The sequence below is a fragment of the Vibrio sp. QJM3NY_21 genome (assembly GCF_057785975.1).
In genome coordinates, this window is the sequence record NZ_CM173513.1 from 2818407 (window position 1) to 2841659 (window position 23253).

The 23253-nt window shown below is 42.6% G+C and carries 21 protein-coding genes; 2 read left to right on the forward strand and 19 right to left on the reverse strand.

Annotated features, from left to right (window positions below; all coding sequences use genetic code 11):
- Positions 1 to 24: 24 nt before the first annotated feature.
- Both AC3CID_RS12425 and AC3CID_RS12430 read right to left on the reverse strand, forming a co-directional pair.
- A complete protein-coding gene (locus AC3CID_RS12425; RefSeq protein WP_016796738.1) occupies positions 25 to 1719 on the reverse strand; it encodes a solute:sodium symporter family transporter in 1695 nt (564 codons plus the stop codon).
- Positions 1720 to 1821: 102 nt separating this feature from the next.
- Positions 1822 to 3924: an alpha-galactosidase gene (locus AC3CID_RS12430; protein WP_488526626.1), complete on the reverse strand. Its 2103-nt coding sequence runs from the start codon at positions 3922 to 3924 to the stop codon at positions 1822 to 1824.
- Positions 3925 to 4172: 248 nt separating this feature from the next.
- Here AC3CID_RS12430 and AC3CID_RS12435 point away from each other — a divergent pair, with 248 nt between their 5' ends.
- Positions 4173 to 5246 (forward strand): LacI family DNA-binding transcriptional regulator, encoded by a 1074-nt coding sequence (locus AC3CID_RS12435; RefSeq protein ID WP_488526627.1) that lies wholly within the window; start codon positions 4173 to 4175, stop codon positions 5244 to 5246.
- A gap of 234 nt (positions 5247 to 5480) precedes the next feature.
- On the opposite strand, the gene AC3CID_RS12440 is transcribed toward AC3CID_RS12435, so the two are convergent.
- On the reverse strand, positions 5481 to 6407 hold the full coding sequence (locus AC3CID_RS12440; protein ID WP_488526628.1) for a LysR family transcriptional regulator: 927 nt from the start codon (positions 6405 to 6407) through the stop codon (positions 5481 to 5483).
- A 100-nt stretch (positions 6408 to 6507) separates the two neighbouring features.
- On the opposite strand from AC3CID_RS12440, the gene chrA reads away from it, so the two are divergent.
- The gene (gene chrA / locus AC3CID_RS12445; protein ID WP_488526629.1) at positions 6508 to 7656 is read left to right on the forward strand and encodes a chromate efflux transporter; all 1149 of its coding nucleotides are present in this window, start codon (positions 6508 to 6510) and stop codon (positions 7654 to 7656) included.
- 159 nt (positions 7657 to 7815) lie between these two features.
- Here chrA and AC3CID_RS12450 read toward each other — a convergent pair whose 3' ends face one another.
- The 16 genes from AC3CID_RS12450 to AC3CID_RS12525 form a co-directional block, all read right to left on the reverse strand.
- Entirely contained in the window at positions 7816 to 8736 is a 921-nt protein-coding gene (locus tag AC3CID_RS12450) for a glycosyltransferase family 2 protein (RefSeq protein ID WP_488526630.1), read from the reverse strand.
- Positions 8733 to 10508 carry a hypothetical protein gene (locus tag AC3CID_RS12455; RefSeq protein ID WP_488526631.1) on the reverse strand — a complete coding sequence of 592 codons (1776 nt, stop codon included), beginning with the start codon at positions 10506 to 10508 and terminating at the stop codon, positions 8733 to 8735. Before AC3CID_RS12455 ends, AC3CID_RS12450 begins: the two co-directional genes overlap by 4 nt.
- A gap of 18 nt (positions 10509 to 10526) precedes the next feature.
- The gene (locus AC3CID_RS12460; RefSeq protein WP_488526632.1) at positions 10527 to 11531 is read right to left on the reverse strand and encodes a tetratricopeptide repeat protein; all 1005 of its coding nucleotides are present in this window, start codon (positions 11529 to 11531) and stop codon (positions 10527 to 10529) included.
- Positions 11528 to 12499, reverse strand: a complete 972-nt coding sequence (locus AC3CID_RS12465; RefSeq protein WP_017084215.1) for a type II secretion system F family protein — start codon at positions 12497 to 12499, stop codon at positions 11528 to 11530. Before AC3CID_RS12465 ends, AC3CID_RS12460 begins: the two co-directional genes overlap by 4 nt.
- A gap of 3 nt (positions 12500 to 12502) precedes the next feature.
- On the reverse strand, positions 12503 to 13468 hold the full coding sequence (locus AC3CID_RS12470; protein WP_017084216.1) for a type II secretion system F family protein: 966 nt from the start codon (positions 13466 to 13468) through the stop codon (positions 12503 to 12505).
- A 9-nt stretch (positions 13469 to 13477) separates the two neighbouring features.
- Positions 13478 to 14926: a TadA family conjugal transfer-associated ATPase gene (locus AC3CID_RS12475; protein WP_029224627.1), complete on the reverse strand. Its 1449-nt coding sequence runs from the start codon at positions 14924 to 14926 to the stop codon at positions 13478 to 13480.
- Between the two features lie 33 nt (positions 14927 to 14959).
- A complete protein-coding gene (locus AC3CID_RS12480; protein WP_017084218.1) occupies positions 14960 to 16180 on the reverse strand; it encodes an AAA family ATPase in 1221 nt (406 codons plus the stop codon).
- 24 nt (positions 16181 to 16204) lie between these two features.
- Entirely contained in the window at positions 16205 to 16690 is a 486-nt protein-coding gene (locus AC3CID_RS12485) for a TadE/TadG family type IV pilus assembly protein (RefSeq protein ID WP_029224628.1), read from the reverse strand.
- On the reverse strand, positions 16690 to 17118 hold the full coding sequence (locus AC3CID_RS12490; RefSeq protein ID WP_029224629.1) for a TadE/TadG family type IV pilus assembly protein: 429 nt from the start codon (positions 17116 to 17118) through the stop codon (positions 16690 to 16692). Before AC3CID_RS12490 ends, AC3CID_RS12485 begins: the two co-directional genes overlap by 1 nt.
- Before the next feature lie 2 nt (positions 17119 to 17120).
- Positions 17121 to 18389 carry a TadE/TadG family type IV pilus assembly protein gene (locus tag AC3CID_RS12495; protein ID WP_017084221.1) on the reverse strand — a complete coding sequence of 423 codons (1269 nt, stop codon included), beginning with the start codon at positions 18387 to 18389 and terminating at the stop codon, positions 17121 to 17123.
- A gap of 16 nt (positions 18390 to 18405) precedes the next feature.
- Positions 18406 to 18702 carry a hypothetical protein gene (locus AC3CID_RS12500; RefSeq protein WP_017084222.1) on the reverse strand — a complete coding sequence of 99 codons (297 nt, stop codon included), beginning with the start codon at positions 18700 to 18702 and terminating at the stop codon, positions 18406 to 18408.
- Positions 18665 to 20119 carry a type II and III secretion system protein family protein gene (locus AC3CID_RS12505; protein WP_017084223.1) on the reverse strand — a complete coding sequence of 485 codons (1455 nt, stop codon included), beginning with the start codon at positions 20117 to 20119 and terminating at the stop codon, positions 18665 to 18667. The genes AC3CID_RS12500 and AC3CID_RS12505 overlap by 38 nt, the downstream gene beginning before the upstream one ends.
- Before the next feature lie 8 nt (positions 20120 to 20127).
- The gene (gene cpaB / locus AC3CID_RS12510; protein ID WP_372157841.1) at positions 20128 to 20877 is read right to left on the reverse strand and encodes a Flp pilus assembly protein CpaB; all 750 of its coding nucleotides are present in this window, start codon (positions 20875 to 20877) and stop codon (positions 20128 to 20130) included.
- Entirely contained in the window at positions 20870 to 22219 is a 1350-nt protein-coding gene (locus AC3CID_RS12515) for a P-loop NTPase family protein (RefSeq protein WP_488526633.1), read from the reverse strand. Before AC3CID_RS12515 ends, cpaB begins: the two co-directional genes overlap by 8 nt.
- 38 nt (positions 22220 to 22257) lie before the next feature.
- Positions 22258 to 22788: an A24 family peptidase gene (locus AC3CID_RS12520; RefSeq protein WP_488526634.1), complete on the reverse strand. Its 531-nt coding sequence runs from the start codon at positions 22786 to 22788 to the stop codon at positions 22258 to 22260.
- Between the two features lie 195 nt (positions 22789 to 22983).
- Positions 22984 to 23166 carry a Flp family type IVb pilin gene (locus AC3CID_RS12525; RefSeq protein WP_488526635.1) on the reverse strand — a complete coding sequence of 61 codons (183 nt, stop codon included), beginning with the start codon at positions 23164 to 23166 and terminating at the stop codon, positions 22984 to 22986.
- Between the last annotated feature and the right edge of the window lie 87 nt (positions 23167 to 23253).

The window sequence follows — 23253 nt, forward strand, 5'->3', positions numbered from 1 at the left end:
TCGTTTTTAATTACTCGAACTCATCTACGCGGTCGCAAGTGCTTTCTTGCGCTTCGCTAATCGGCCAAAAATACCGACTAACATCACGATGCCACATACACCATAAACCTGCATGATGGTTGGATCATCCGACACAAAGCCAACATCAGAGAACATCACGTAAGCACCAAGTACCATGTAAAGAATGATCGCTGAAGCTTCGAAACGGAACGCCCAAGGCGTAACATCGATATTTTCATTCACTGGCATCACGTAATCATCTTCACGTGGCATAAAGTAACCAATGATGAACATCAGAGCCGTACAGACAACAAACAGAATCGCCAGTTGGTGTAAGAAGTGGATTGGTGTTTTGAACACTAACTGCATCGCAGCGTATGAGCTTACAAATACCACCAAGGCCACTTTAGCCGCTAGAGCTGGCACTCGTTTAGAGATATAACCCACAAACACGATAGTGAAGATTGGCACACTGAAGAAGCCCGCTACCATTTGTAAGTATTGGAACAAACCTTCTGGCGCATACATGATGAACGGTGCGATACATACCGAGATAATCGCAATCACGACACCAAAAATACGCCCTTTACCCACTAGCTCTTCATCGGTTTTTCCTTGGCCAAACAAAGGCTTGTAAACGTTCAATGCGAACAGAGTCGTCGAGCTATTCAACACGCCATTAAAGGTACTCAAAATCGCACCAAACATGACCGCTACGAAGAAACCCACCAGCGGCTTAGGTAACACTTCGTTTACCAAGCGCGTGTACATGGTGTCTGGATTACCTGCATCTGCACCAAACATGTGAAAAGCGATGATGCCTGGAATGATTAGGAACAACGGAGAGATAACCTTAATCGCACCAGCAAGAATCACCCCTTTCTGACCTTCTTTTAAGTTCTTAGCACCCAACGCACGCTGGATGATTGATTGATCCGTACCCCAGTAGTAAAGGTTCACAAGTAGAAGACCTGTAAACAAGGTTGAGAACGGCAGTGGATCAGTCTCTGTACCAACCGATTGCAGTTTCTCTGGCGCTGCATAAAGCAGAATATCCAAGCCAGCACCAAAGCTACCCTCTCCCAGCACCATCAAACCGAATACTGGAATCATCATTCCACCAACAATCAAGCCTACGCCATTAATAGTATCCGCAATCACCACTGCTTTTAGGCCACCATAAATCGCATAAAAGAAGCCAAGTAGACCGATCGTCGCGGAAATTAGGGCAATAGAGCTAAACTCTGAAATATTAAGCAGAGCTTGAACATCAAAGATTTCACCCAGAACAACGGCGCCAGCATAAAGTGTGGTTGGCAAAATATTAATGACGTACTGACATAAGAAAAGCAAGGTCACAAACTTCTTCACCGACATGTCGTAGCGGCTCTCTAAGAAGTCTGGAATCGTCGTGATCCCTTGCTTGAGGTAACGCGGTACCAACATCAGAGCAATGATTACTAAGGTGACACCAGACGCCACTTCCCAACCCATGACGCTCATGTTGTGGGTATAAGCTTGTGCACTCATGCCAACAAAGCTAGTCGCGCTCAAGTTAGTTAAGATAAGCGAGCTTGCAATTAAACCGCCGGTTAAGCTTCTTCCGCCGAGAAAGAAACCATCTTGTGAGGTGTTTTTGTCATTCTTCACTTTGTTGTAGGTAAACGCGACTACAAACCCAGTAAATAACAAAAATGACAGTAGAACTGTAATAGACATTTTGTTTTCCTTAAGTTGAGTTATTGCGGCAGCAATACCTCGCTGCCGATTATAATTTTTATATTTAGATTTTTATTTGTAGGGGTACTCAGAGTCAGCGATTCACATCTTTTTCAAGTGCACAATCAAGGCAGACTCTGGGTCGAGGATAGGTAAGGTCAATCCAATCTCTTTGAGGTTATCGCCGCTTAAGGTTAGAGTTTTGTCTAACCATTGAGGGCGTTGTTTCATCAACTGGAAACTGGTTTTTGGCATGTCCACTAACTTCACTTGATACATCGCATTGTCTTCCACGCAGCTAATACGAAGTGGTGAAGGCAGAGCATACTCAGGCATAGCTAGTTGACACACGGTGATCAGCATTTCATCGTCATTTTCAACGCCATAAATATTCTGATTTTTGTCCGAAGGGTCCATGCGGAAACTGCGACCTGAATGCAAAATATGACGAAACTGCTTATGCAATGAAATGTAATGTGAGAATGCTTGTTTCTCTTCTGGTGATTCTTTAACAGGGTCAAGCTCAACACCCATGTGCCCCATGAGTGCGGTGACACCACGCATATTGATACTGTGACGACGGTTGGTTGAGTGGCACTCAGCAGGACCAATGTGTGCACCCATAACTTCTGGAGGGAAGAAGTAACTCATGCCCTTTTGAATCGCTTGGCGTTCTAAGGCATCGTTACAGTCAGACGCCCAGAATCGGTGTGTTCTCTTTAGGATTTCAAAATCGATACGGCCACCGCCTGAAGAACAAGACTCAATCTCGACTTCTGGGTGTGCTAGGTTCAACTCATCAACAAGACGATAAAGCGCTTTCGTTTGACCATGTACCGCAGCCTTACCTTGGTGACCAGGTTGAACCAACTCTCGGTTCATATCCCACTTAAGGTAAGTGATGTTGTACCGAGTCAGCAGCGCATTGAGGCGCTCATACAAATAGTTAAAACACGCTTCATTTTGTAGGTCTAACACATACTGCCAACGGCCAGATGGTTGATGATACCCTTGTAAACCAAGCACCCAATCAGGATGATTTCGGTAAAGATTAGAATCTTGGCTTACCATCTCAGGTTCAACCCAAAGGCCAAACTCCATACCCTGTTGGTTTACATGTTCAATCACAGGTTCTAGGCCATTTGGATATTTCACCTCATCCAAATACCAGTCGCCCAGTGCGGTACGTTCACCATCACGCCCCACAAACCAACCATCATCAATAATGAAACGTTCAACGCCCATCACGCCCGCTTCCGTTGCCATCTTCATGATGTAGTCAGGCTTGTGATCAAAATAGATCCCTTCCCATGTGTTTAAATGAACGGGACGAGGTTTTTCGGTTGGGAATTTAATAATGTTGTCGCGAACAAATTGCTGAAAACGCTGAGCAATACCGTTCAAGCCAGAATTGCTGTAACAGCCATAGAGCCAAGGTGTCTGATAAGTAGCCTCTGGTTCTAGAATCGATTCACCCGCTAGCAATAACTCTCCCGCTTGAACAAAGCGGCGACCATCACTACGAACATCTGCGCGCATTTGGTGGTTACCGCTCCAGCCCAAATGAAATCCCCATACCAAACCATGTTGCTCTGAGAACCCTTGAGTCCCTGCAAACATCCCCGGAAAATTCTCGTGAGATGTGCGACCACGACGGTTTTCTTGCATGAAGCCACCGTGTTCAAAGCGCTGACGTTGCGTTTGGAACTCATGACACCAACGGCCATGGAACGTCATGAGTTCGTTAGCATGATTCGGCAATGGCAGCGTTGAAGACAGCTTATTCAGGTAGTATTTGTTGCTGCCTTTATTGATGACGGTTACACGCTTTTGGACGACGTCAGATTCGAAATCCAGTTTGATCTCAACCTTAATCTCCAGCAGAGCAACCTTGTCTTCAAGGAGGAAACTCACTTCTTGATCTTGAGCATCGTAACGAACGGTCTTAAAGACGGGAGCCCAATCAAGCCCTTCTCTATGACCTTCAATGCCTGGAGCGTTAAAGTGCCCACTGCCTAACTCAGGACAAAGAGAGAGAGGCACATCCACATCAAGTCGAGCTTGAGAAATCGGTCTCTCTGTCGAAAGCAGAAGATCTTCATCAATACTTGCGATCTTTGCCCCCCAATGCAAAACCTCTGGAACGCGCCCTGATTTAATGATCAAACTATGGTTTTTACTCTTTAAGTGAATAAATTCGTTCATTACTAATCTCTACTGTTTTCGTAAACATAATATAGAAATAATAGTGAACCCATCACGCCAAATTAGTATCCAAAACCGACAAAATCGTGATGTAAATTGGCTTTAACATTCGAAAAACTTGCACAAGATCGACTGTTTCCGGAAACATTTTTAATGTTTTGAAAGACATTTATTTGAGAGTGAGCAGAGTTTAGTTTGGTAAATTTCGGTAGGCTTATTTCACTCTAAAATATTCGATGAGCAGAGCAATGAGTATCACCTTTAAAGACGTAGCAAAACTGGCAGGGGTATCCACCCAAACGGTATCTCGAGTAACCAATGGCTCACAAGACGTCGCGGAATCCACCCGCAACAAGGTTAACGCCGCCATAAAGCAACTTGGTTATGTACCCAATAAAGGTGCTCAAATGCTCAGTCGAGCCAAGTCCACCAGCGTTGGCTTAGTCACTCTCGATATGGCACTGCATGGCGCAGCAATGATCGCAAATGGCGTGCGAATGCAGGCTCATGATATGAGTTATGGCGTCGCTTTCTCTGTTGTTTCCGAGCCCAACCTCGCGAATACCCGTGAGGCCATTCGTGAACTGATGGCTCAGCAGGTCGACAGCATTATTCTGAATGTGCCTTTAAAGAGTGCCGATGCAGAATTGTTAGTGGAACAATATCAGCACCTCAACCTAATCTTCATTGATGTCCCTTCTAACAGCCAAGTTAACTATGTTTGCGGTGATCATGCGGAAGGAGCAAAACTGGCGGCTCAACATCTACTTGAGAGCGGACGAACGGAATTCCTGCTGATCACTGGCCCAAACGAATCCAGTGCCTCAAAGATTCGTCATCAAAGTTGGTTAGCCGCGTTATCAGATGCAGAGAGTAAGGTGCAGTACCAATATCAAGGAAACTGGCAAGCAGAAAGTGGTTATCTTGGCGTTCGAGAAGCTGTCGCTAAACAAGCCGTATTTGATGCCGTGTTAGTGGCAAGTGATCAGATGGCATTAGGGGTTTTACGCGCGCTGCAAGAACTGCAGGTTCCAGTCCCTGATAAGGTTGCGGTCGTCGGCTTTGATGGAATCGAGGACAGTGCGTTTTTTAATCCACCATTGACCACCATCAAACAAGACTTCACCACGATTGGTCGACAAGCTGTGGTACTTGCAGAGAAGCTCAACGCTAACTCACAAGATGCTTTACTGCAGCACCATATCGAAACGGCATTACTCCCAAGAGAAAGCAGCCAACCTAAGGTGACGACTCACTATGAAAAACAAGAGATCGAGCAACTGCTAAAAAGAATTCAGACCCTTTTGCCAGAATCGACATAAAAGAAAAAGCGCTAGGGGGAGCTAGCGCTTTAAGACCAACTAAGTCCGTTTAGCCTGGTAGTTTTTTAAGCTATATCATGAGGATATAACCATTTTTTTACTTAGGTAAATCAAAAAGCCTATTCTTTACGACTGCTTTGAGTCGTAAATTAAGTATAGTCACGTTCTGGTAATTAACCGGATTTTTTTAGGAATAATTTGGACAAACTTAACGACAAATCGCAGCTAATAAATTTACTCACTAATCACAGATGAAATAGCTTTAGCAATCAACTTTCTAAGTAATTTATTTTTATCATCTAGATGCTTTGCCTTGCGGTAGACAAGCTGTATATCAAAATCTGGAACATCAATAGGTGGTTGCACCGCCAGTAAAGTATCTTCGGTATCAATATCATTACGCGCCACGAGCCGAGGAACAATACACAACAACTCTCGACCACGAATTAATCGTTTTACTGTCAAGAAGTTACTTGAAGATATAGCGACTTTCCGACTAAAACCTAGCTCAGCCAATCGAATATCAACACCCGTTTTTAGAGCCCCCGCAGGAGAAACCAATGCATGTTCTACAGACACAAACTGCTCTAAAGACATTGGCTGTTCAATAGATAAAACCGACTGGTCGAACAAACAGACATGTTGCTCTGTATACAAATGCTTTGTTCGATAAGGCTTTGCTACCTCGCCAAAACTACCGATCGCGATATCGAGCTTGGCATCTTCAAACACTCGTTGATAGTTGCTTCGATTGACATTGAATAACGTCACTTGAGAATAAGGCGAAGATTGCTTAATCAGATCAAACAACATTGGAGCGAACATCTGCTCTGCATAATCAGTAAGTCCGATCTTCCAAGTGCCTTTATAAGTTGCTACATCAAACGATTTAGACAACAGTACTTCTGACTGAATGGTATTGAGTAAGGCATCGACGGTGCTTGATAATTCAATCGCTCGGTCGGTCGCTTCCATCTTACTACCGACACGCTCAAACAAAGGGTCATCAAACAGCTTTCTCAGTCTTTGTAAGCTATGACTCATCGCTGATTGGCTGACATAACAACGTTCTGCCGCCTTACTAACACTGTTTGTTTTATACAGAGCTTGCAGTGCAATCAATAAGTTAAGGTCAATTCCTTTCCAGTTAAAATTAGCCACAAATCAATCCCATATTATTCATAGTTATAATTAAAACAATTAATTTGAATCATAGTTCAACTCCACCTAAATTACGCTAAACATTTATCTGGAATCGATCATGCTTTCAATTTTTAAAACCTTTTTCTGGCTTGGCTGGATTAGCTTTGGTGGACCAGCGGCACATATTGGCTACTTCCGTAAAACCTTTGTTGAGAAACTGAATTGGTTATCCGACGAAGAGTACGGGCAAATTGTCGCCCTCAGTCAATTTTTACCGGGCCCAGGCTCAAGTCAGGTTGGCTTCGCGGTTGGTTATAAAAAAGGTGGCTTAACCGGTGCGATTGCCGCATTTGTAGGCTTCACCTCCCCTTCTGTCATCCTAATGTTGATATTGGCCTTAGTGAGCAACCAGTTGTTGGAAGCACCGCTTTTCATTTCAATCATCCACGGACTTAAGCTACTCGCGGTCGTGGTTGTGGCTGACGCCACTTTCGGCATGTACAAAAACTTTTGCCAATCAAAGATAGCAACAGCACTGTGTGTGATAACCGCAATTGTTCTACTTTTGATTCCGGGGATCTGGCCTCAGGTATTAGTTCTATTGTTTGCTGCTATGGTTGGCAGTAAGTCCTTAACCTCACACGAATTAAAAACAACACCTTCGACGCACAAGATATCGTTAACACCACTCGTGATTTTCGTTGCTTTACTGGTTGGTCTGCCTCTATTCAGTGCTTACTCTCAAGGCATTGAAGTATTTGGCTTGTTCTACCAAGCAGGCAGCTTGGTATTCGGTGGCGGCCACGTGGTACTTCCGCTGCTACAAAATGGTATTGGCGATCAACTGTCTCAAGATGCCTTCCTAACAGGCTATGCCGCAGCGCAAGCGGTTCCTGGCCCGATGTTTACGTTAGCCACTTACCTAGGTTATGTATTAATGCCATCAGCACCGATCACAGGGGCACTGCTCGCAACGATTGCGGTGTTCTTACCGGGCTTCTTGCTGCTACTGGGTGTATTGAAGAACTGGCAGGCAATTGCGAGTAAGCCTCTAGTAGCTGGGGCGCTTACAGGTGTGAATGCGGCTGTAGTCGGCTTATTACTTGCGGCTCTATACCAACCCATCTTCACAAGTGCAGTGAGTAGCGGCTTAGACTTCGCTCTGATCATTGTTGGTGTTTGGCTATTGAAAACCGTGAAGATGCCGATTGTAGGTTTAGTGGGGATCTTCATGTTATTGGGTGCGATTACCGGTCTCGCAATCTAAGTAATAATTGAGAGTAAGAGGTAGGGGAGCTAGTCGCCTACTTCTGACTTTAATCAAAATCGTCATCACAGCAGCAACTATACAATTGCAACTCCACCTAGCACTTCAAGCACTTCAAGCACTCGAGTGCAGCTCCCTTGGCCAAAAACCTCTGCCTAATTATTTATCGTCCTTAAATCTTAAAATAGAGAGTATTCTCATCTCTCGCCTACCTCGTGATACGTTATCGAGTATCAAACCGCAGAAAAAAGACATCACAGCGATCAAAGCTATTGAGCTAGACAAAACAGCTGTAGGTAGCCTTGCCACTAAACCCGTGTCAACGAATTCAACAATAACGGGAATACCTAAGCTCAATGAAATAAGACCAAGCAATATCGAGAGCACGCCAAAGAAAAACATTGGTTTTACATCTCTCAATAAGAACAAGATAAAATTTAGTATCTTGAGGCCATCACTCAAGGTGTTCAGTTTACTGGAGGTCCCTTCCGGTCTAGATTGGTATTTAGTTGAGACTTCTTTGATTGGCATATTATGGTGTAACGCATGCACGGTGAGCTCTGTCTCTATTTGGAAGCCATCGCTGAAGATAGGTGCGGTTTTGACAAATCGATGGCTCATAATTCGATAGCCAGAAAATACATCATTCAATTGTGCATTGAATGCTAAGTTAATCAGTGATGAAAACATCTTATTCCCAAGGATATGTCCTTTTGGGTAAGCCATTGAAGTTCGCTCGCGACTGCCAATGATCATATCGAGCTTTTCATTATTTAATTGCTCGATCAACACCGGGCACACTGACGCATCGTAAGTGTCATCGCCATCAGCCATTACATAAACATCAGCCTCAACATCAGAGAACATCCGCCTCACGACTTCCCCTTTACCTTGGCGAGGCTCATGTCGCACAATCGCCCCAGCTTGTAACGCCTCGTTGACCGTGTTGTCGGTCGAATTGTTGTCGTAAACATAAATGGATGCATCTGGTAAGGCTTTTTGAAAAGAGGTAACCGTTTCGCCAATGGCTCCGGCTTCGTTATAACATGGGAGTAATATTGCAATTTTCACACTATTCATGAACTTCCCCTTACCCTAAAAACTCGATAACCACTTTCAATGTCATCGTGTATGACCTCCAACCAAGCAGGCGTATCTGAACTATAGAGTTTATTAATAAGCGCTCCCTCTCCCGCTGATTTTTTTAAAATTAACAAGTGAGGATCGTTGCCAACAACAATAACATCGATGTTTTTGTCTATAATCTTTCGTTCAGCCAACACAAGATCTTCTTCCAACATCACCTCAATCAAAAACTGGTTACCGACAATATTTCGGTGATAAGGCGCAGCAATAATACTGTTGCTGGTTTTCGCTAATACTGGGGCTCCCGTCTCCATACCTGAAAGTATCGTTTGTGAGTTAATGCCATTGTCCTTTAACACATCAAAGAGATTGGGCGGTTTACTACCATTTAATTGAGTTTTAACGTCGTCCATGGGTGACAAAACAAGAATGCTAAATGCAATCGCTAACGGCGTTGCTGAAAAAATAACGATTGCTTTCAATATTGAAAACTTGATGTATTCAGACACTCGAATAGCAACGTAGGCCTGTAAAGGAGCCGCTACAACAAAACATAATCTAATCACCCTGATCTGCCAAAAAACCGCAAGTACGAGATTAAACATAAGAATCAGATACAGAATGGTACAGTGGTGGTTTTTATACCTAAATAATGGATATAAAATTGCAGGAGTGAGTAGCAATACATAATTATCTAAAGACAAAAAACCATTCATTGCAATATATGTTGCGACAGATTTCGCTTCGGCAACTTGATCAAGCCAATACAGCTTAAGTATCGGTGGGTAATCTATTAAGAATGCACTGGTGAGTGATGGGTAAAGAACGGCAACAGGGGCTAAACATAACAAACTAAGGGGAAGTAATAATATTAATCTTTGGGTCGAGTTCTGTTTTTGATTCGACAATCGATTGTATAAGTTAACGAAGGTCCATCCACTAAATAATAGAATAACAAGAATAAATGAGACCTCGTCATACTTAAAAATAAAGAACTCATCGTACGGCCTATTCAATAGGACTGCAAAAGCACCAAAAACTGCACAGGTCAAATATAACCTAGATATATAGATAAAAAACTCACGACAAAAAAAGCAGAAATACACCGTATAAGAAACAAGGAATGCCATAAATAACAATACATTATCCACCCCCGTCCACAAAGATAAAGACAGAAAAACAGACTGAGCATACACTCGCCATGATTGTTTTAGGTTGTTGAACGTAATTGGTGTTATAGATAAGAAGAGAGTTGCTAAAACAAGCTGGATATTATGATGGTCAATAGAACCAGGTAGGAAGTGTATGATAGCAGGAGAAAAAACTGCGAACATCATACTTACAAATCGATACTTCTCTCCAAAGTAATGTTCGCATAGATAAAAGCATGAGAGCGCATACAAGAATAAGTAGAGTAAAGGGACAATGGAAATTGAGATTGCATACGCGATACTGTCATCAACCATAAATAGCAATGGGAAAGCGACTAAAGATAGTATTAGGTCAGGAAATCGAGACCAATGAACAATAATACCATCAGCGGCATTGAAGTTGCTCATCGGCTCTAGATACCAATGGCCGTTCTTCATCCACTCTTGAAACTGAACAAAACGCATATAGTCGTCATTGTCATTCAAGTTGAGTATTGAAACGCTTTCCCACTTATAAAAAAATATCACTGTGGCACAAACTAGCCAAAGAGCAGAAATTGCAATGATATCTCTATTAAAGCTTTCGCGTTTAGGCAATATGAATATCCTTTTCATTGAGCCAAAATCAAATCCCTATTGCTCCATCTCTCTCACTTCCGCTAGTGCTCTGTTTAAGTTTTCATTAGCCACTTTATAGTAAGATGATTTTTTATTGATAGCTTGTTGTAAATAAGGAACTGCCTGATCGGGCTTTCCTTGTAATATCAAGAAGTAGCCGACATTATTTAACGCCTCCGGAGCTTCCATATGCCTCATGAATACGTTGGTTGCTTTTTTTATATCCCCAGATGCTAAATAAATAAGCGCTAGGTTATTTTGAGCTTTTTCATTATTAGGGTCCAACTCTAAAGCTGAACGCGTGTATTGATAGGCTTCCTTGTAGTTACCGTACATGTAATTAGAATAGCCCATATTCAACAAAGCTTTGACTGAACTTTTATCTATCGTCAGTGACTTTTTAAAGTACTCTTGTGCAATCTGATGCTTCCCGTCAACATCTTCCAGTACACCAATCCCCATATAAGCCAATGCTGGAGACATACTATCGACCTTCAAACTGGCCACTTCACTTTGGCTCAACGCTTGGTAATTTTGGATAGTTTCACTGCTTTTTAAACGAACTTGATCTGAATTAATCGCTTTAAAGAAATAACTACGCCCTTCATCTGTACGACGTTGTTTGGTGTATAGAACGCCTAACTGTTCCAAAACTTCTGTGTGGGCGGGGTTAAAATCTAGTGCTGCAAGGTAAGCTTTCTCGGCCAACGCATAGTTACCGCGAGACGAATGTATTTGGCCAATAGTGAACAGGGTTTTATCGTGAAACTCTTTTTCAGGGAAAGACAAAGAGCGTATGTATTCATACAACGCCAAATCTATATTGTTGTCTCGCAGAGCAATGTCACCGCGCATAATTGCTTCTTTTTCATTTAGCGGTGGATCATCACTAGTCAAACTATCGATTGGTTTACCCGAATACAATTCGGCATCAAATTGGTTGGTTGGCTCATCGGAAGAAGCACAACCAAGTAGCAAAATTGGCAATAGTAGTAGAAGAAACTTATTGTATAAAATCATAAACTTGCTCCCGGCGCACTTAATGCGTCCATTACGATCAAGAGTCCAGGGCCAAGTGCAACAATGAAAAAGCAAGGCCAAATAAATATCAACATAGGGAATAACATTTTAGTCGGTATTTTCGCCGCTATTTCTTCAGCGGCTTGCTGACGCTTATCTCTAAAATCTTCAGTATAGTCACGGAGCGTTTGCGCTAAGCTTCCGCCCATTCTCGATGCATGAGAAAGTAAAGAAACCAAACCTTCCAATTCGACTAAACCGGTTCGTTCGATAAGCTGCCTAAGTGCGTCAGGCATGGTGACACCCGCTTGAATTTTAGCAAATACCGTCTCTAGTTCATCCGCGAGTTCAGGCTGAGAGACATAGAGCTCTGATGCAACACGACCAAGAGCCGCATTAAAACCAAGTCCAGACTCAGTACATACAACAAGAAGATCTAATGCATCAGGAACACCGTTTCTTATTTTTTTCTGACGCTCTTTTTGTAGCTTAGATAGAATAATATTAGGTGTGAATGTACCAAGAAAAACACAGATCATGATGAGTAAATTATTGTACTCTCCGCCCAACGCTATGTAATAAACCATAAAAGCAGCGACGATACCTATCAAGCTAGATAGAACCTTCAACGCATAGAAAACCGATAATGAACTCTTTTCATGAAACCCTGCATGCATCAACTTTTCCGAGTAGGTTTCATTATCTTTTTTATTACCTTTACTTAAAAAAGGGCTTAATGATTCGAGCGTATTAGAGAAGTTATAAGGTTTCCTGCCAGTCGGAGATCCGTCTTCTGATATTTGTCTCAGCTTCTTGTCCAAAGGAGAGCGGGCTCCTAAAAAAAGAAATCCAAGCGTTAGTGTTAACAAGACTGTTGTAAGCAAAATCATCGAATAGATAACCATCTGAGAGCTGACCCCAAAGTCTGCTAACATCTGCTTCCAAACTTCAATATTTAATAATTCCATAGGTTAAATCTCTATGCTGATGATCTTTTTAATCCACAAGGCTCCGATAGCCAAAAGAACTATACCGACACTCACCATAGAGAGACCGCGTGGATCTGTGTAAAGTGGCTCGATGTATTCGGGACCAGCTACCCGCATAGCAAAAAACAAACCAAAGGGTGATAACGTTAAGATCCATGCTGACAACCGACTCTCAGCCGAGAGCGTTTTGACTTTCCTTTCCAGTTTAAAACGCGCTCTAAGTACTTCAGATACCTTTTGCAAATTCTCGGATAAATTTCCCCCAGTCTCTTTCTGCAACATTACGGCGCTAGAAAAGGCTAGCATTGAAACGGTTGGGACTCGCTCTGCCATTTGTAAAATTGCCAAACGTAAGTCATAACCATAGTTGAGCAGGTTATAAGTGTTCTTAAACTCGGCACCTATAGGATCAGGGAGCTCTTCGCCAACCTCGTTAAATGATTGAACCAACGGTTGCCCGGCTTGCAATGCTCGTCGGATAACATCTAAAGCCTCGGGAAGCTGTTCCTCAAATCGAGCCATTCGGTTGGTCACTCGATTTTGCACAAATAGATAGGCAACAACCCAAGCAAAAATGAATGCCGCGACACTAATGAACCATACTTGGTTGGTCATTATCGCTATCAACGTGAGCGACACACCACAAAGAGAAACTATGAGTAAAAAGCGGCTCAATGCTAATTTAAAGCCGGCTAGTTCCAACATTTTCTTTAAGCCAGCAAAATATGGAATGACGATTAACTTGCGGTCTACTGGAGATAAATCTTTGTTATAGTGTTCTTTTAGTAATGACAAACTCTCTGCATCGATATTACGTTGCGTCTCTTTCAAGCGTCGAGACAACTCTTTGTGCTTCGCTTTTTTCCCTGCAGCAGGGAGCAACAAAGCTTGAGAGATAAAAAGCACCGCAATGAATAATAGACCTAATGAAACGCTTACATTGTCCATAATATATCCTTAGCCTTTGGTCTCACTAAAGAGCTCGAAAGGCAGGTCGAGTCCACGTTTGACTAACTGGTCATGGTATTGAGGCACAACCCCCGTTGCCGTGAAATAACCGATAATATTGCCGTCTTCATCAATACCTTTACGCTGAAAACGGAATATTTCCGACATCGTAATCACCTCACCTTCCATGCCGTTGATCTCTTGGATACTCACCATACGACGCTTACCATCTTCTTGGCGTTCCATTTGAACAACAAGGTGGATAGCCGAAGCAATTTGAGCTCGTAAATTTTTGGTTGATATGTTCCACCCTGCCATCGAGAACATGTTTTCGACACGACTTAAGGCATCACGAGGGGTATTAGCGTGAATGGTAGCAAGAGATCCATCATGACCGGTATTCATCGCCGCTAGCATGTCAACGGCTTCGCTACCACGCACCTCCCCAACCACGATTCGATCAGGTCGCATACGCAAGGTATTTTTAACCAATTCGCGCTGGCTGATTTCTCCCTTCCCTTCTAGGTTCGCAGGACGGGTTTCTAGGCGAATGACATGTGGTTGTTGCAGTTGTAATTCTGCCGAGTCTTCTATGGTAATAATTCTTTGGTCTCGCGGAATGAAACCAGAAAAGATATTCAGTGTGGTTGTTTTCCCTGACCCCGTCCCTCCTGAAATCAAGATATTCAGCTCACCTTTCACCGCAGCCTCTACAAATTTAGCCATCTGAGGCGAGACTGAGTCGTAACCAATTAAGTTATCCATCGTCAAACGATCGACGGCAAAACGACGAATCGAAACTGAAGGGCCATCGAGTGCGAGAGGCGGGATAATCGCATTAACACGGGAACCATCAACTAAGCGGGCATCTACCATAGGTGATGCTTCATCGATACGACGGCCAACCTGACTGACGATACGATCAATAATGTTTCTTAAATGGCGGTCATCAAGAAAAGTATAGGGCGTTTTTTCGAGTTTACCCCTTCGCTCAACGTAAACACTTTTTGGGCCGTTGACCAATATATCCGACACAGTTTGATCAGCTAATAAGGGCTCCAACGGACCAAGACCAAAAACTTCATCTTCTATCTGTTTGATAACCCGTTTACGACCTTCTGCGCTGAGTGCATGACTACCATCATCAGCCATCAACTGAACGATAGCTTCATGCAAATCTAGCTTGGCGCGCTCTTTCTCCAAGCTAGAAAGTAATCCTAAGTCTAACGTTTCAAGTAACTGCTTGTGAAAGAAGTGTTTGATTGATAATTCTTGCTCCAGTACTTTTCGAGCTTCATCGATCGCTTTCTCCCTTTCAACGCTAGCTTCTGTCCGAGAGTTACTGGACGTCTCAACACTTGATAAACGTTCAACAGGATTGGCATCTTCTGAATCATGCGAAATCTGTTCTACTTTTTTTTCAAACTCTGGATTTACATTTTTTCGTTTAAAGAACATCACAATCCCTCGTGTTTACTTTTCATCAACCCATTATGAAAACAACTTTTTCAGCCACCCTTTCTCTTCCTGCTCTGGTGGTGAAAGAACATGAGATAAGTCGATGATAGAGCGAGTAATAGAGCTTTTTTTTCTCGACTGAACTAACGGCTGCCCCAAGTTGGCACTCTCTAGCGCGACTTTAAAATCATTTGGCATAAGGTGTATGTCGTGGTTGCCCACTGCTTGCTCAATGTCTTTCAACTTAATTGAATGTCGCTTTTCATAACGGTTGAGAATGACCTCTATTGAGTCACTTTGTAAGCCGTACTCAAATTTCAGAGATTTAATTAGTCGGCTTGTGTTCTTTACTGACACTAAGCTCTGTTGCAAAACCAAAAGTACTTTAGTCGCAGGTGATATTGCTGATGCAAATACGTGATCTAAGCCTCTAGATAGGTCAATGATCACATAAGGGTAGAAACGACGCAGAATTGGAAGTAATCTGCCAATTTTCTGAGCCTGCTCGAAATCATCAGCGTTATTTTCATGTTTAAAGCTTAGAACATGAAGACCTGATTCGTGTTTATTTACCAAAGAGCCCAAAGACATTTCATCCAAATCATTAGAACTGTTGATCGCATCAGAAACGCTATAAGTCGGTACTATGTTCAAATAGTCTGGAATCACGCCAAACTGAAGATCGATATCGAGTAAAAGAACTTCATTAGGATGTTGAGTGGCCATCTCAATGGCAGTATTTAACGCCAAGGTGGTTGCCCCCATCCCTCCTTTGGTGTTCAAAAACAAGATAAACTCTCCGTAACTGGAGTTCTCAAGCTTTTCGGAAGCGGTTTTCTTCAATAATGGAAGTAAGTCCGATAGAGTCACATTGTGAGACAGAAAATCTGAAGCCCCTAAGCGAAGTGCGATTTTTAGTGACCCATTATCACTTTCATCACCAAGCACAACTAAAGACAAATCCTTGTCTTCTAAAGACAAATCATACCCTTGCAACTCAACCATTTTTTGAGCCCAATTCCCATTAGCTTCAACGAAAATAAGCTCTGGGACATCTGCACTTTTTAAGTATTCTTCACTCATTGCCGCAAGAGAAAATGACGTTACATGAACATTTCGGCATTTTTTTAGCTCTTGACTCATATGTGAATGAAAGGCGTCAGTGCTATAGACTAACCAAACCTTTAGGTTCGTTCTTAAACGCGTCATATCTTTATCGTTTTCATTAGGCGTTATTTTGATCGCTTCCCCCATACCGCTACTCCTGTAATAAATAACTTATGGACACCGATTCCTTTTTTCAGAGTCCGCCCTAACCACACCCAAGCTTTCAGCTGGTAATATTGTTTCAAACGCAGGGGCAGCAAGAAATCCATTCTCTCCTAGAAAGCTTAGGTTACTGATTAACTGAATGCCATAACCCGTAGCCCTAGCACGTACAAACTTAATACTGCCAAAGTTAGCTTCAAAATCAGAAGCAACCTCTCCCCCGCTCGCGTCTAAGTAAGCCACTTCTAAGTTAGCATTAGTAAATCCAACAAGAGGAATATCATCCACCACCATTCCCGCAATATTGTCTCTATCTAGGACGTAACATACCGTCGCTAACCTAGCCGCCTTCCTAGTCGCTTCACTGACCATTTGCAGCGAAAATATATAGGCACCTAACGCTAAAATGAGGAAGAGCAGCAGAAAAATTAATGATGAGACCAAAGTGAACTCAATAATGGCAAGCCCTTTGGTTCGTCTTTTAAGTCTTATCATCACAGCACCCTCATCACTGAAGTCACACTTAATGGAACAGCAAAACTCTCATTCGAAAAAGGGATAGACAAAAAGAGTGGAACATAATCATACGTCACACTAACTCGTACATAACTGTCGCCTGAAGGCGGGGTTACGGTCACATCCGATGTCGTCAATGAAGATAATACAGCTGTTCCTGCGCTGTTCTGACCATAGACCACGACATTCTGAATTTCAGACGTCGGTGCGATGGTTCCACCAATGGTTCCATACACTTCACTAACCGCATAACGAGCGCCATTCTGCACTGACTTCGATATCACATTGTAATGAACAAGAATATTGCCAAGCTCTAGAACTAAGACTAGAAAAAACAGTAAAACGGGAGTCGCGATGACCATCTCTACGGCAGCAAACCCCTGTTGAAATTGATTAGATGGCTTCATGATCAAGATTCCCCACTATTGGGGTCCTTATACAGAACAATCTTATAAGTCCCTTCCGTTGTCGACGTTGTACTACCAGATCCACCAGCAACACTGCAAGAGTGGATAAACTCACCAAAAACGGCGGGTGTACCTGAGTTGTTAGTTGGAGCTTTTTGTAACAAGAAAAAGCAGCCAATTTTGTTTACGGTAAAGTCAGTTGCACCACCACTTTTACCTGAGCAATCAACCATAGGAATGGGTAAAATACGACGCCAAGCAACACCATTAGATGCACACCCGGAACCACCGTTTGCTATACAGGCGTTGGTATCTGACTCATATTGAGCATAGGTATAACTTCCGTCAGAATCTATCTCTCCCGTACCTGCATCAATCGTTATTTCATTGGTAGGTTCTGTGGTTACATAATCTGAAGGGTAATCGGATGCCGATAAGCCACCACCATAATCGCCAAAACGAGTATTCAAACCATCGCCTGTGGGGCCAACCGTGCCACCAGGTTTCGTCGTGATATCTTCACCAATTTTGACTGGCTGGTCATAGCTACCACCTAAACCTTCTTTGACGGTTTTACCACCGGAACCGAAATCCAACAGATGATAATTACCGTTGCCCATTTCTGACAAGCTACTGTCACCCACCTTCAATGCGTGGACCGTTCCGACTTCATAGCCAAAGACATTAACTATCTCTTCGCCTGTCACATCGTGATAGCCATCTTCTGGGTCAATATCGTTATCCGAAGTGCCATCACCAATACACACCCCAATGGGTACAACGTTATTAACTACATCTTGCCCAGAGCTTGGCCCAGCAACGGCACTTGCCGATACTTCCTTATCAAGACCAAACATATGAATGAAAAATTCATCCATCTCTAGTGCATCTACGCGAACTCGCACATAAACATCATCACTTGCACCGAACGTCGCCGTGCCAGTAAAATCTTGTGGGTCATTCGAATAATCAATGCTTATAGAAGCGGTCGAGAAATCAATTTCTTGGTTCCCTGTTGAAGCCGCCATGGCATTGAGCGCCGTACCGACTTCTGCATCCACCGCGTCTTTATCTTTGCTATTGTCTAATATGGTTGCGGCAGCCAGCGCTGCAGAATCAACCGCATTTTGTAAACGCGTTTTATTTACAACCATATGGTTTATGTCTACAGCTAGCGCTGAGACCGCTAGAAAAACCAACAAGGCAGCAGTAATCATCACCACAACTAAGCCTTGTTGTTTTTTAGGGCTTTGTGATACTCGATACAACATATGAGTACCTCCAGATTTAGTTAAAATCTTCTAAGATCTGGCTACTACTTCCGGACAGATCGTTTTCACCTCTGCCAACATATCTGTCGTAACCAGTCTGCATCCGCTCCCCTGTACCATCAGGTACTTCGAGTAAATTCTCTTGGGTAGCATTAGGGTTATACGTTTGCTCTGTTTTCACTAGTGCTACCGAATGCCCTAAACGAGCATCGTTCGCACAGCCAACTAATAACATTGCGAGAAAGATCATCATTATTTTAGTCATATCTATCCCCTTATAAATCATGCCCAAATGAGCCTTCGCTACCACCATCGGTCGGTGATATATCCTGTGAAGCTTGAGATTGCTCTGAATCAGATTCAGACGGTGCAGCTATGTAAGCACTTCGGCCTAACAAATAGTATTCCAAGTCATTAGGGTCCACAAAGGCATCAGTTGGCAGTGTTACTTTACTTCGATCCACCGGTTTGGCGAGTCGAGGCGTAACAAGAATGACCAGCTCAGTTTCTCCAGACACATACTCTTGACTATTAAAGAGCTGACCTAAAATAGGAACATCACCAATACCCGGCATTTTGTTGCTGACATCTCTGACATTCTCACTGAGTAAACCCGCAATACCGATTGTTTGGCCGTCGGCTAGCTCAAGTGTCGACGAGGCACTTCGTCTAGTGATTGGAGGGATAACATAAGTGGCATTTGTGCTACCAGGATCAATGGTCAATGAGCTGCTATTAGCTATCTCGCTAACATCGACCGCTAGATTTAAGTTGATTTTCTTATCACTGAGTACCGTCGGGATGAACTTTAAACCTACACCGTATTCTTTGTATTCAATGGTAATGCCATCTTCGTCTGGCACAGGGATAGGAAATTCACCACCGGCTAAAAATTCAGCCTTAGAACCACTTAATGCGGTTAAGTTTGGCTCTGCTAATACCTTAGCGACCCCGTTTTGTTTTGCTACGTCCAGTGCGAAAGTAAACAAGGTATTACTATCAATGAAAGAACCTAAAATACCGTAATCAGTAGAGGTAGGAATATTGAAAATTGGGGTTGCACCTAACACACCCGCAGGGACTGAAGACGCTCCCCAAGAAAAATCCGAACCACTTGTTTGGAAGAAATGAAAATTCGCATCAAACTTTCTTACCAAGCTTCTCTGAACCTCTGCAACCGTCACCTCTAACATGACTTGTTGAGCACCACCAATAGACATTAGGTTAATAACACCTGTCGCTGCAGCTTGCTCACTTCCGCTTTCTTTTGATTCATCAGCAGCCTGCCCTGACGAATAGGTTTCTGCGATTCGCATCGCCACATTCATTTGTTGTTGGTTACTCACTTGACCACTTAACAGTAAGCGATTCTGCGCACTATGCACCTCGATAGTTTCATCAGGAAGGAACTCATACAATTTAGCTTTGAGGCTATTTAGGTCATGAGTAACCTCAATATTAATCGACTCAATCAACTGACCTCGTGAATCCCAAGCCATCAAATTTGTTGCCCCTAATTTTTTACCAATTAAGAACAACTCATTAGATTTCAAAATCACAATGTCTAAGACTTCAGGATCACCAAGAGAAACCTTCGCCGCTTTTCCCGACAGCACCACATGCGTAGATTTGTGATGTGGAACCGTGACCGTTTTTCCCGTCTGTAGTGCAGCAACACTGGCTGCCGAAAAACAAATCAGACTAAAAACACACGCTAATAATATTTTCATATCTCACCTCAATCCTTGACGCGCACACTAGATGTTTCTGTACCTTTGATAATGGTGACACTTGGTCTAGGCACATATCGACGAACCACTTTTTTCTCTACTTCGTGTGGGTTTCTCAAGGTCAGCTGAATACTGCCTTTGCTTTTAGCCGTGAGAAGCTTCTCGGCCTCTTTCGGCGTCATCTCAAGAGTTACCGCTCGTACAATAATCGGACTGTTTTCCTTCGTTTTAGCCGTTTGGTCTACAGCCAAAACCTTAATATCTTTAAGAACTGTTTGAGTCGCTGCAGAATTTTTTCCGTAAGAAACGGTATTGAGAATATCAACCTTATTACCCGGTAATAAGAAACCTGCCACACCAATAACATCATCAACTCGTATCGTTACCGCACGTTTATTTTCAGGGATAAGAGCAGCCAATGTTGACCCTTCTCCTGGTACAGTAAATCGTAACTTGTGAAGCACCTCTCCGGCATAGATAGTATTCGCAACAACCTTGCCAATCAGCTCCGCTTTATCTGAATAGTTATTTTCATTAATCCAATCAACTTCCATCAACTTGGTGGTTAAGAACTGATCCTCGATAATGGTTCCGGCTTCAATTTCTTGTGACGCCACAACAACGGGGTGGCGCTCGATCGTTTCAACTTCAACGGTTGGCTGAACTTGATCATCCATCCACTGCTTAGCAAAAAATACAGCCGCTAAGCCGAATACTACGGACAGTAAAAACAGTAGGAAAACTTGACTCTTATTCATTATTCTCTTCCTCGTGTCCATCAGAGGTAAAATAGACTTCCCATGCCATGGAAAGAATATCGAATGTGATAACAGGTGGGAGTTGCTCAAACGAAAGAATGTCTTTACTTATACCAACGAGATCTTTCGGTAAACAAGGGAAAAGTGGCACCTTGAGAAGCGTGTGCATTTGAGACAAACGCTCAAAAAAACCATCTTGAAGCTCTACCTCTTTATCAGCGACGACGCTCATCCATAAAGCTTCATAATCTCGCTGATTCAGCGGCTTGAATTCAATTTTGTAACCTAAACGACGTAAAAATGCAGGATCGCTTATTTTCTTGGGATTTAAGTTGGTTGAAAAGGCAAGCGTTAGAACAAACGGCATCGTGATTTGCTGGCCGTTAGGTAACGATAAATAATCAAAGGAATATTCCATAGGTACAATCCAACGGTTAAGAAGCGCATCCACAGGCATGGGCTGTCGACCAAGATCATCAATGATAAAAATCCCATTATTCGCCATCATTTGCACTGGAGCTAACCAGACACGACTGTTCTCAGAATGATTCACTTCAAGCATATCCATAGTGAGCTCTCCACCCACCTGGATATTTGGCCTTTCACAATTAAGCCAGCGCTTGTCGTATTGATCTTTGAGGGAAATACGTTTATCGCTGCCGTTGTTATCTAACGGTTTATGATGTTGTGCAGAAAACACTTTAATGATGTTGCCTAATGCATAAACGGCATAAGGAATGAAAACAGACGTATGCAGCGCATTGACAATACGTGAAGCTACAAATGTTTTACCCGTCCCCGCATGACCATACAGCAACAAGGCACGCCCAGAATTGATTGCAGGCCCCAATACCGAAATCATTCTATCGACACCATATACATCATTCAGTGCTGCTTCGACATGTGGCCGAGTCACTAACTCTACTCTTAGATCTTGCTGCTTTACCACATCACTATATTGAGTAAGTGAAACAGGTGCGGGGCCTAAATAAGCATCACGTTTAAAGGCAAGATCAGCATCTTCAAGTCCTTTCTCAGAAAGGGAGTAGCGGACGTGGCTATGAGATGTCGATGAGAGAGAAAGGTTAGAGGTTGGTTGAAAAACTTCAATCAATGACTTTGTTCTCAACACAGCCAACGCACTTTCAACAATATGTGTCACAACACACAAATAGTTAGAAAGCTCTAAAACATCCGACTTGGGATAGGCTGATAGGTGCTTCAGCACAAGGTTTTCAATAACGACTTCAGGAACACCCAGCATATCAATAGATGTAGGTACGGCTGGAGCTGAAATTTGAGGCTTCAAAGTTGTTGGAGCAGTACGCCCTATAATATCCATATATTATTCCTCTCCATAAGAACTAGCCAACAACATTTTTAAGTAAAGTAACTATACATAGCCAATCCTATAGCAACAGAAGGTGCAAAAGGCATCGTTACTTTATTTGAATACCTAGCGTGCAAACTCGCACTTTCATCTAATACTGGTGCAACTCCACCAAGCACAATTAACTTGTTTTCAAAATAGCCTTTGATACTAAGATTGTTCGAGTTGGAAAAGTTATATAGCAGGTAGAAAGTCCCAATCACTCCAGAAGAAAGTAAGATAAAGTACGACGCATCAAGTAATTGTCCCCACCCGAGATACATCCCTGCAATACCTAATAGCTTCACATCTCCTGCAGACATAGCTCTTAAAAAATATAAGAGTAATCCAAAACAAAAAAACGCCACGAATCCAACGAAGGACATTAAGAAAACGTCAAAGGTATAATTGCGGTTAAACATTGATAAAAAATACACAAACAAAAACATAATCAATATTTTGTTTGGTATGCGATGTTTCTCAACATCGCATACCGAGACTGCAATTAATAACACCCAAAAAGCAGAAGGTTCATTAATCATATATTCAACTCATATACTAGATAGAACGCTCTGGAGTTTATTGAACAAGGCTGTTCCCATCCCAGAAAAGACTAATACAATAAAAAGAACAAGCGAGGCTGCACCTATCACGTACTCAACAATTGTCAACCCTGCTTGCTTTGTCATGCTTTTAGTATTCATAGCGAAGCCATCCTTCACAGTTACGCGAAGCCACTAGGTACCATCACCAATATTTCCAATAATAGTATTCAGTTTGGCTGAAAGTTGTGTGCCTAAACTTGTAAATACGGTTGTTATAGCGAGAACCAACAACGCTGCACCGATTACATATTCGACAACTGTCAACCCTTCTTCATCATTCATGAATTCTTTACAATTATTCAAAAACTTATCCATGAGAACCTCTCCTTGATTTACGTATCAGGCTTTGTTTACCTGTAAACTAAATCTAGAGGTGAGAGATATATTCGGTTAGGATTTTTT

Coding starts and splice junctions, on each gene's coding strand:
- AC3CID_RS12425 (WP_016796738.1), bottom strand. CDS start 1,719: ATGTCTATTACAGTTCTACTGTCATTTTTGTTATTTACTGGGTTTGTA.
- AC3CID_RS12430 (WP_488526626.1), bottom strand. CDS start 3,924: ATGAACGAATTTATTCACTTAAAGAGTAAAAACCATAGTTTGATCATT.
- AC3CID_RS12435 (WP_488526627.1), top strand. CDS start 4,173: ATGAGTATCACCTTTAAAGACGTAGCAAAACTGGCAGGGGTATCCACC.
- chrA (WP_488526629.1), top strand. CDS start 6,508: ATGCTTTCAATTTTTAAAACCTTTTTCTGGCTTGGCTGGATTAGCTTT.
- AC3CID_RS12450 (WP_488526630.1), bottom strand. CDS start 8,736: ATGAATAGTGTGAAAATTGCAATATTACTCCCATGTTATAACGAAGCC.
- AC3CID_RS12455 (WP_488526631.1), bottom strand. CDS start 10,508: ATGAAAAGGATATTCATATTGCCTAAACGCGAAAGCTTTAATAGAGAT.
- AC3CID_RS12460 (WP_488526632.1), bottom strand. CDS start 11,531: ATGATTTTATACAATAAGTTTCTTCTACTACTATTGCCAATTTTGCTA.
- AC3CID_RS12465 (WP_017084215.1), bottom strand. CDS start 12,499: ATGGAATTATTAAATATTGAAGTTTGGAAGCAGATGTTAGCAGACTTT.
- AC3CID_RS12470 (WP_017084216.1), bottom strand. CDS start 13,468: ATGGACAATGTAAGCGTTTCATTAGGTCTATTATTCATTGCGGTGCTT.
- AC3CID_RS12475 (WP_029224627.1), bottom strand. CDS start 14,926: ATGTTCTTTAAACGAAAAAATGTAAATCCAGAGTTTGAAAAAAAAGTA.
- AC3CID_RS12480 (WP_017084218.1), bottom strand. CDS start 16,180: ATGGGGGAAGCGATCAAAATAACGCCTAATGAAAACGATAAAGATATG.
- AC3CID_RS12485 (WP_029224628.1), bottom strand. CDS start 16,690: ATGATAAGACTTAAAAGACGAACCAAAGGGCTTGCCATTATTGAGTTC.
- AC3CID_RS12490 (WP_029224629.1), bottom strand. CDS start 17,118: ATGAAGCCATCTAATCAATTTCAACAGGGGTTTGCTGCCGTAGAGATG.
- AC3CID_RS12495 (WP_017084221.1), bottom strand. CDS start 18,389: ATGTTGTATCGAGTATCACAAAGCCCTAAAAAACAACAAGGCTTAGTT.
- AC3CID_RS12500 (WP_017084222.1), bottom strand. CDS start 18,702: ATGGTGGTAGCGAAGGCTCATTTGGGCATGATTTATAAGGGGATAGAT.
- AC3CID_RS12505 (WP_017084223.1), bottom strand. CDS start 20,119: ATGAAAATATTATTAGCGTGTGTTTTTAGTCTGATTTGTTTTTCGGCA.
- cpaB (WP_372157841.1), bottom strand. CDS start 20,877: ATGAATAAGAGTCAAGTTTTCCTACTGTTTTTACTGTCCGTAGTATTC.
- AC3CID_RS12515 (WP_488526633.1), bottom strand. CDS start 22,219: ATGGATATTATAGGGCGTACTGCTCCAACAACTTTGAAGCCTCAAATT.
- AC3CID_RS12520 (WP_488526634.1), bottom strand. CDS start 22,788: ATGATTAATGAACCTTCTGCTTTTTGGGTGTTATTAATTGCAGTCTCG.
- AC3CID_RS12525 (WP_488526635.1), bottom strand. CDS start 23,166: ATGGATAAGTTTTTGAATAATTGTAAAGAATTCATGAATGATGAAGAA.